Below are 8,038 nucleotides of genomic sequence, written 5' to 3'. Positions count from 1 at the left end.
CGGAAATCAAAGCCGCCTTACGACTGGCGCCTGTATAAAAAACGCCATCTGATCGAAAACATGTTCGCAAAGCTGAAAGACTGGCGACCTGTTGCAACCAGATACGACCGCAGCGCCCATACGTTCATGTCCGCAATCCACATCGCATTAAGCTTCAGTGCTGATGTGTGGAAATCAGTCCCGAACGCCGCGATTGATCTCCAGTCGCCCAGTGTCTCATACGTAAAATAGCCACCCATTCGGAGTCAACGACACTCGTATTCTCATGGAGTGTTGGGCGTGTGGCGAATATTTCGAAACCGTGGTAAAGATATTTTATTTTTAATAGATAAAAATTATCTAGTTAATTTCAAAATAAACGACAAAAAATCCGAGATATTGAGTTTTTTTATTTCAGATAAAAATCATTATTTTTATTTTCTTTTACCAAATACGGACTTTTTATGGAAATTCGTTGACAACTGCGTGTGCGGCGATTTATCAACAGGAAATATCACAGTTTCTGCATCGCTATTCATGGTGATGCCACGTCAATGTTGTTCATTGACGTGACTTTCCGAAACGAGGCTTTCGCCTTTACGCGAAGCCGTGCGCTGCAACCTGCTTTGACCACGTGTCGGCGGGCCGGGACACGCATGTCCGATTCTGCAGTCGCTCAGTCAAGAAAGACAGATTTTTGTCAGGCGCAATCACAAGTCAGCGTCGGGGTATTTCCGGCGTTCTGGGTATCCCGTCATCTCTTTTCTTCGGATTTGTCGGCCTCCTTCTCTTCATGGTGGGCGATGGCGTTGAGGCGGGCTATCTCGATACATTCATGCTGCATCATGGGCACACTCAGGCGGACGTGAATCTTCTTTTTACGACCTATGGCGTTACCGTGATGATATCGGCGTGGCTGTCAGGTCCACTGTCAAACCTGTATGGCCCGCGCCGCACGATGTGGGCCGGTCTGATCATGTGGGCTGCGCTTGAGGTGGGGTTCCTTGCGTTGGGGCTTGGTCCAGACAATTTCGCAATGACTCTCACGTTCTATACTTTGCGTGGTTTCGCGTATCCGCTGTTTGCTTACGGTTTTTTAGTCTGGATCGCTGCAGCGACGCCTGCCCGTATGCTCGGCTCCGCAGCAGGCTGGTTCTGGTTTTCGTTCTCTGCCGGTCTTCCCACGCTTGGCTCGCAATTCGCCCGGTACACCATTCCCCATATCGGAGAACTGGCCACGTTCTGGTGCTCGCTTGGACTGGTGATTGCGGGCGGTCTGATTGCGTTGCTGCTGGTGCGCGAACAGACGGGATCACATCCTTTAATCAAGAAACCTGTCGACAAGAAGGACGTGTTTTTTGGTTCGATCAGCATCATGTGGCGCGAACCAAAAACTTTGGTCGCGGGTATCATCAGGACTGTCGATACGTCTTCGGAATATGCTTTTCTTGCGATCATGCCTGCGTTCTTCGTGGATGTTCTTCATTATACGCAGGCGCAATGGCTGGATTTGCTATCGATCATCTTTCTTGGAAATATCCTGTTTAACCTTGTGGCAGGCATGGTCGCCGACAAATTGGGGCACCGTTTTGTAGTTGCCGTTTTCGGGTGCGTCGGATCGTGCCTAACTATTCCTCTCTTTTACTACACGCCGATCTGGTATCCGGGTAATTTCATGCTCGCAGCCCTTGCCGGCTTTATCTATGGCGGCACCGTCGCTGCGTTCGTCCCGATGTCAGGTCTGATGCCGTTGATCGTTCCCAAAGAAAAAGCTGCGGCTCTTTCGATTCTGGGTCTTGGGGCAGGGGCCAGCACGTGGGTCGGTCCTGCAGTTGTGGGCGTCTGTGAGTCCTGGTTTGGCCTTGGACTGGAGGGCGTGATCTGGACCTTCTCCGGCCTATACCTCGCGGCAGGAGCAATGACGCTTTACCTGCGCATCTCACCTGAGGCGCATAAACATACGCGGATGCTCGAGGCTCGTGCAGAGAGAGAACTACGCCTGCAAGAAGCGGCCTGAGTCTGGCGGGATGTCACGAAAGCCCAAATGGGCCTTCGTGGCAGGGATTCGGAGTTCTTTCTGACCCGCTAAACTTGGCTTCACAGCATGCAGAGATCTGGATCACTTTACTGTGTGACGATATCGTTCCACTTTTGCGCGACTCTATGAATCATCTGCAATTGTTGTCTGGAGCGTCACCTTCCGGGTGACGCTCCAGATGTAAAATGGCGAGATAGCTGACGCGTCGTTTCCTCGGCCGATTTTTACCTGAGGCTGGATACTCCCTCGTGTTGGTACAGCGGCCACATCTACAGAAACGACACCGGGTCCACGTCCAGATCGACCCTTACACCTGCAGAAATTTTCACCTTCGCCAGCCACTGCCGCAGGATCGGCTGCACAGCTATGGCGCGGCGAGTGCGCAGTAACAGGCGATGCCGATGCCGACCGCGAAGCAGTCCGAGCGGTGCAGGGGCAGGGCCAAGAACCTCGATGCCCGGCGCTTCGGGAGCGGCGCGACCCAGCCTTCGCGCCGTGTCCAGCGCAGCCTCGGGATTTTCCGAACTGACGATCAGGGCCGCGAGGCGCCCGAAGGGCGGCCAGAAGCCGGGCTGTCGCTGCCGGGCTTCCTCCTCCATGAACGTCCTGAAATCTCCCGACACCAGCGCCTCCATCACTGGATGCTCCGGCGCATAGGATTGCAGCAGCACGCGCCCCGGCGCTTCCGCGCGTCCCGCGCGACCGGCAACCTGATGCAGAAGCTGGATCGTGCGTTCGCCCGCGCGCAGGTCGGCGCCGCCTAGGCCGAGGTCCGCATCGACGACGCCGACAGTCGTGAGATGCGGAAAATGCCAGCCCTTGGCGACGATTTGCGTGCCGACGATCAGGTCTATATCTCGCTGCGCGATGCGTTCCACCGCCTCTGCGATGGCGGCGGGACCGCCGACCGTGTCGCTGGCCATGACCAGAACGCGCGCGTTGGGAAACGTCTCTTCAGCTTCTTCGGTAATGCGTTCTATGCCCGGGCCAATGGCGGTCAGGCTGTGCTCCGCGCCGCACTGCGGGCAGGTCTCCGGTATCGGTTGGCGATAATCGCAGTGGTGGCAGCACAGAATTTTCCGCTTGCGGTGCTCGACCAGCCAGGACGTGCAGTGCGGGCACTCCATGCGCTGCCCGCACGCCCGGCAGAGCGTCAGCGGCGCATAGCCGCGTCGGTTCAGGAACAGCATCGCCTGCTCGCCGCGCGCGAGCGTCGAACCGATTTCGTCGATCAGGGCGGGCGAGAGGAAACGCCCGCGCGGCGGTGGCGCCATTCGCATGTCGATCAGTCGCGTCGTGGGCATCGCTGCGCCGCCATGGCGCGACGGGAGGACGAGGTGGCCGTAACGACCAGTCTCCACGTTGTTCAGCGTTTCCAGACTTGGCGTCGCTGAGGCAAGGATCACCGGTGCGTTCGCCAGACGGGCGCGGACGACGGCCATGTCCCGAGCGTTGTAGGTGACGCCTTCTTCCTGCTTGAAGGTCGTTTCATGCTCTTCGTCGACGATGATCAGACCCAGATCGCGAAACGGCAGGAACAGTGCGGACCGTGCGCCGACGACCACCCCCGCGGAACCGTCGCCGACCGCATTCCATGTCAGACGCCGCGCTCGCTGGCCAATTTCTGAATGCCACGTTGCAGGCGTTACGCCGAACCGCCGCGCGAATCTTTCCATCCACTGCGCCGACAGCGCGATTTCCGGCAGAAGCACCAGAGCCTGTCTACCAGCGGCGATGCACTCCGCCACGGCTTCCAGATAGATCTCGGTCTTGCCCGAGCCGGTCACGCCCTCCAGCAATGTGGCGCTGAAGCGATGTTCTCGCGTCAGGGCGCGCAGCGCGGTGGCGGCGACATCCTGCGCGCCGCTCAGAACAGGCGGGTTGTGATCGGGGTTGGGCGCGGCGAACGGCGCGATCGGCCCCAGCAGGGCGGCGAGTAGTGCGCCCGCGTCCGCCAACCCGCGAATCACCGCAGCGCCGACGCCCGCGCGTCGGGCGAGTTCCGCACCGCTCAGGGGCGATTCTTCTTCCAGCGCGGCGAGGACGGACCGGCGCGCGGGTGTCATGCGCAGTCCTTCGGGAAGCGTCGGGGCGGCGGCCCACCCGGAGCGCGGCCCGGCCTGCGTTCCAAGCAGATGGGGGCGCAGGGCCATCGCCAGCACCATGCCCGGCGGCGCGAGCGTGTAGGCGGCGACCCAGTCGATAAACCGCCGCAGCATTTCCGGCATGGGCGGCGCGTCGACGAGCGTGGAGACGGCGCGCAATCGGGAATCGGCGATCTCAGGCGGCGGCGGCGGGGTGAGGTCGGGGGGCAGCGGCGTCTGATCCCACACGACGCCGGTCTCGCGCCGTCCGCCCAGAGGGACGGAGACGATGGCGCCGGGTGGCAACGAGTCCGCAAGCGCAGGCGGCGCGGCGTAATCGAGCGGGCAGGGAAATGGTAACGGCAGAAGCACGGCCACGCGCTTTCGCGGCGGCTGGGGTTCCAGTAGGCTGGTTTGCGCCATGACCCTCTGTAACCGCTCTCGCGTCGTCTGTCTTCCGTCAAGCGCCACGGTATGTGACGGGCGGTTTACGTGACGGGCGAAGACGCCGTCGCCGCTTTCCTGTCGTGGCTCGCGGCCGAGCGTGGCGCTTCGCCTCGTACGATCGACGCTTACCGCGGCGATCTGGCCCTGTTTTTTTCCTTCATGACGGAGCATCGCGGCGCGCCGCTCGACCTGAAGGCGTTGGGCGCACTGGGGCTCTCTGATCTGCGGGCGTGGCTGGCGCATGAACAGACCCGGGCGCTGACCCCGCATGGCGGACGCCCGGCGACGACGCGTGATCGCGCTGCCCGGTCGCGTGCGCGAAGGGTGTCGACGCTCAGGTCTTTCTTCAGGTTTCTCGACAGGCGCCTGAACGTCGAAAACCCGGCGGCGCAGCTTCTGGTGACGCCACGAGCCAAGACGCCGCTGCCGCGTCCACTCACGCGTAGCGATGCGGCGGAGGTCGCGCCGGGCGTTGCGGCCACCGAGCGGACGCCCATGGCGCAGGCGCGCGACGAGGCGCTGTTCCTGCTGCTCTACGGCGCGGGGCTGCGTATCTCCGAAGCGCTGGCGTTGAATGTCGGAGATTTCGATGCGGCGCGCGCGGGCGCCTTTCTCCGCATTGTCGGCAAAGGAGGGAAGGAGCGCCTTGCTCCGCTTGTGCCTCGCGTCCTCGACGCCCTGACGCAGTGGCGGAGGGCGCATCCGTCTCCCGCCCGAGACGAACCATTATTTCCCGGCGTTAGAGGCGGTCGCCTGAATCCTGCGGTCGCGCAACGGGCGATGCGGGAGTGGCGCATCGGCGAAGGATTGCCCGACCACGCCACCCCCCATGCATTGCGCCATTCTTTCGCGACGCATCTTCTGGAAGGCGGCGCCGATCTGCGCTCGATACAGGAGTTGCTGGGGCACGCGAGTCTTTCGACGACACAACGCTACACGCTGGCGGACGAGGCGCGGCTGCTGGACGTCTGGGAGCGCGCCCACCCGCGCGCGGCTCTGGGCGCGGCGGATGGCGCAGAAGGGCTTCGCGCAGGTGAAAAAGGAGAATCAGAGTGACGAACACGACTGCCGCGCCCCGCACGCCCTATCCGCCGATAGAACCCTACGCGCACGGCATGATGGACACGGGCGAAGGGCACCTCGTCTATTGGGAAAGATGCGGAAAGCCCGGCGGCGTGCCTGCGGTGGTGCTGCATGGCGGGCCGGGCGGCGGATGCACGCCGACCCAGCGTCAGCTCTTCGATCCGGAACGGTACGACGTGCTTCTGTTCGATCAGCGCGGCTGCGGCCGGTCGACGCCGCACGCCTCGCTTGAGAACAACACCACATGGCGACTGGTCGACGACATCGAGCGGCTGCGTGAAATGTGTGGTTTCGAAAAATGGCTGGTGTTTGGCGGCTCCTGGGGATCGACGCTGGCCCTGGCCTACGCCGAAACGCATCCGCAAAGCGTTAGCGCGCTGGTCCTGCGCGGGATATTCACTCTGCGGAAAGCGGAACTGCACTGGTATTATCAGGAAGGCGCTTCCTGGCTGTTTCCTGACAAATGGGAACGTTTTCTCGAACCTGTGGCGGCGGATGAGCGTCACGACCTGATGTCGGCATACCGGAAGTTGTTGACCAGTGAGGATGAGAACGTTCGCGGTTCGGCGGCCGTGGCGTGGTCGGTCTGGGAGGGCGAGACCATCACGCTTCTGCCCAATGAGGGGTTTGCCACCCAGCACCGGGACCCGAAATACGCGCTCGCCTTCGCGCGGATCGAGAACCATTACTTTGTCCACGCAGGCTGGATGGACGAGGGGCAGTTAATTCGGGACGTGGAGGCGATCCGGCACATTCCGGCGGTGATCGTGCAAGGGCGATACGATACGGCCACTCCGGTTCGAACAGCGTGGGATCTGCATCGCGCATGGCCCGAAGCGGAGTTCGTAATGATCGACGACGCCGGGCACGCAGTGTCCGAGCCCGGCATCCTCTCCGCCCTACTCGACGTGGTGGACCGCTTTGCGGACCAGCTCTCCTGACGGGCGACAGGGACGTATGTTCGTGACGACCCGGACCAGGATGGAAACCCGAATGGTTTGCGCGAGGGGCTCGTCGCGTGGCCCGATCGCGCGGCGTTTGCCGGCGCGAAGGGTATTCGTCGTCTTGGCATCGTTTCTGACGCCCTTCTGCGCCCTCGCGGCGGGGCACTCCTGCGCGCCGCACCTGCTTGCCGAAGCGCCGTTGCGCGACGATCTCGGGTTCCTGTCTGCTCCGGTGTCGGTGAACGGTCGGACCATCAGTCTGGTGGTCGACACAGGTTCCGAAGGCAGCCTGATCTCTCCGGACTTTGCGCGCGAAATGGCGCTTCCTACGGACCCGCTCAGAAGCACGCGTCTCGCCGGGCCGGGGGGCGACGGCGGCGTTGCGCCGAACGTAATCGCGCGGAGTCTGCGGATAGGCGGGCTGGAGTTGGGGCCGGTTTCGCTGCCTATGGGTTTTTTGCCCGCGCGACCGAATATTCACCCACCAGTAGAAGGGCTGCTGGGCGGCGATCTGTTGTCGGGAGACGGTGCCGTGCTCTGGCATCCGCCCGCATTGGGGCTTGCAGGCGGGGGGCGCATTGACGCGCTCGAACTCGATGCGTCGGGCGGGAGAATGGCGTTCTGGACGAAGGGGGCTGCGGACGCATGCGAGCAACCGCCCCATGTCGAAGGCGGCTGGACGCCTCTTCCAGCGACACGGCGCGGACGGCGGATTGTCCTGAAAATCAGGTTGGATGGTCACGACCTGACCGCACTGTTGGACAGCGGCGCTCGGTCCAGAATCGTTTCCGAAGAGGCTGCGGCGGCTCTGGGCGTCACGAAAGACGCGCTGGAGCGAGATTCTGGCGGAACGACTGCGGGCGTGGATGGAAGGGCGTCGATCTATCGGTGGCATCGCTTTCACAGCCTGACCATCGGCGGCGAGACCGAGTTGAATCCGGTCCTCACCGTGGCGCGGGTTTCCGAGCCAGTGAACATGTTGCTGGGGTCGGACTGGTTCGCGCAACGCCGTGTGTGGATTTCTTATCGCGATGGCCGCGTCTTCGTCGCCAATGCGCGTAAGGCGTCGTCCGGGCGTTGATCCATAGCGAACACCATGGAATTCACTTGTCTCCCAGGCGACGCTCTGACAGCTTGTTTTGATGAGAAAACGAAGCTCTCGATCAGGCCTGACGTCTGCGTTTTTCCGTCCGGCTTTTGCCGCCGACGCGAGCCGGGGGGCTCGTCCGGGGATGAACAGGCTCCCCGTGTCTCCAGATAGCCGGGTCTTGCGATGAGAGCAGGATCGGATATGCACTGCCCGCAATGAAAGAACGTATATGCGTGGCGACCAGAGCCCGGTCCTGACTGTGGCGGCTGGTAGCCGGGTCGACGTACGTCGCCCCGGCGGCGTTGCGCTGGTCCGAAACCTTGTGGCCCCTGACCATGCGGACCCGAGAATGAAGGTGAAGAGCTGAATGAGC

The 8,038-nt window shown here is 62.0% G+C and carries 6 protein-coding genes and 1 pseudogene; 6 read left to right on the top strand and 1 reads right to left on the bottom strand.

Annotation, left to right across the window (positions count from 1 at the left end; all coding sequences use genetic code 11):
* A pseudogene (locus tag G442_RS24560) lies at positions 1-231 on the top strand (hypothetical protein); the annotation flags it as partial.
* 445 nt (positions 232-676) lie between these two features.
* A complete protein-coding gene (locus G442_RS0116490) occupies positions 677-1,996 on the top strand; it encodes an MFS transporter (RefSeq protein ID WP_026398875.1) in 1,320 nt (439 codons plus the stop codon).
* A gap of 290 nt (positions 1,997-2,286) precedes the next feature.
* Here the strand turns inward: G442_RS0116490 and G442_RS0116485 are convergent, their stop codons facing one another.
* The gene (locus G442_RS0116485; RefSeq protein ID WP_026398874.1) at positions 2,287-4,524 is read right to left on the bottom strand and encodes a primosomal protein N'; all 2,238 of its coding nucleotides are present in this window, start codon (positions 4,522-4,524) and stop codon (positions 2,287-2,289) included.
* Between the two features lie 69 nt (positions 4,525-4,593).
* Here G442_RS0116485 and G442_RS22900 point away from each other — a divergent pair, with 69 nt between their 5' ends.
* The 4 genes from G442_RS22900 (at position 4,594) to G442_RS25310 (ending at position 8,032) form a co-directional block, all read left to right on the top strand.
* Positions 4,594-5,604, top strand: a complete 1,011-nt coding sequence (locus G442_RS22900) for a tyrosine recombinase XerC (RefSeq protein ID WP_051292446.1) — start codon at positions 4,594-4,596, stop codon at positions 5,602-5,604.
* The gene (gene pip, locus G442_RS0116475) at positions 5,601-6,572 is read left to right on the top strand and encodes a prolyl aminopeptidase (RefSeq protein WP_035376802.1); all 972 of its coding nucleotides are present in this window, start codon (positions 5,601-5,603) and stop codon (positions 6,570-6,572) included. The genes G442_RS22900 and pip overlap by 4 nt, the downstream gene beginning before the upstream one ends.
* Before the next feature lie 124 nt (positions 6,573-6,696).
* Complete coding sequence (locus G442_RS22895; RefSeq protein ID WP_246789499.1) at positions 6,697-7,656, top strand: retroviral-like aspartic protease family protein; 960 nt, start codon at positions 6,697-6,699, stop codon at positions 7,654-7,656.
* A gap of 238 nt (positions 7,657-7,894) precedes the next feature.
* Positions 7,895-8,032: a hypothetical protein gene (locus tag G442_RS25310; protein ID WP_154660402.1), complete on the top strand. Its 138-nt coding sequence runs from the start codon at positions 7,895-7,897 to the stop codon at positions 8,030-8,032.
* Positions 8,033-8,038: the final 6 nt, after the last annotated feature.

The organism is Acetobacter nitrogenifigens DSM 23921 = NBRC 105050 (genome assembly GCF_000429165.1).
Classification (GTDB): Bacteria; Pseudomonadota; Alphaproteobacteria; order Acetobacterales; family Acetobacteraceae; genus Acetobacter; species Acetobacter nitrogenifigens.
The sequence above is the reverse complement of the archived record's forward strand: the minus strand, read 5'-3'. Positions and strand labels throughout refer to the sequence as shown.

Coding starts and splice junctions, on each gene's coding strand:
- G442_RS0116485 (WP_026398874.1), bottom strand. CDS start 4,524: ATGGCGCAAACCAGCCTACTGGAACCCCAGCCGCCGCGAAAGCGCGTG.
- G442_RS25310 (WP_154660402.1), top strand. CDS start 7,895: ATGCGTGGCGACCAGAGCCCGGTCCTGACTGTGGCGGCTGGTAGCCGG.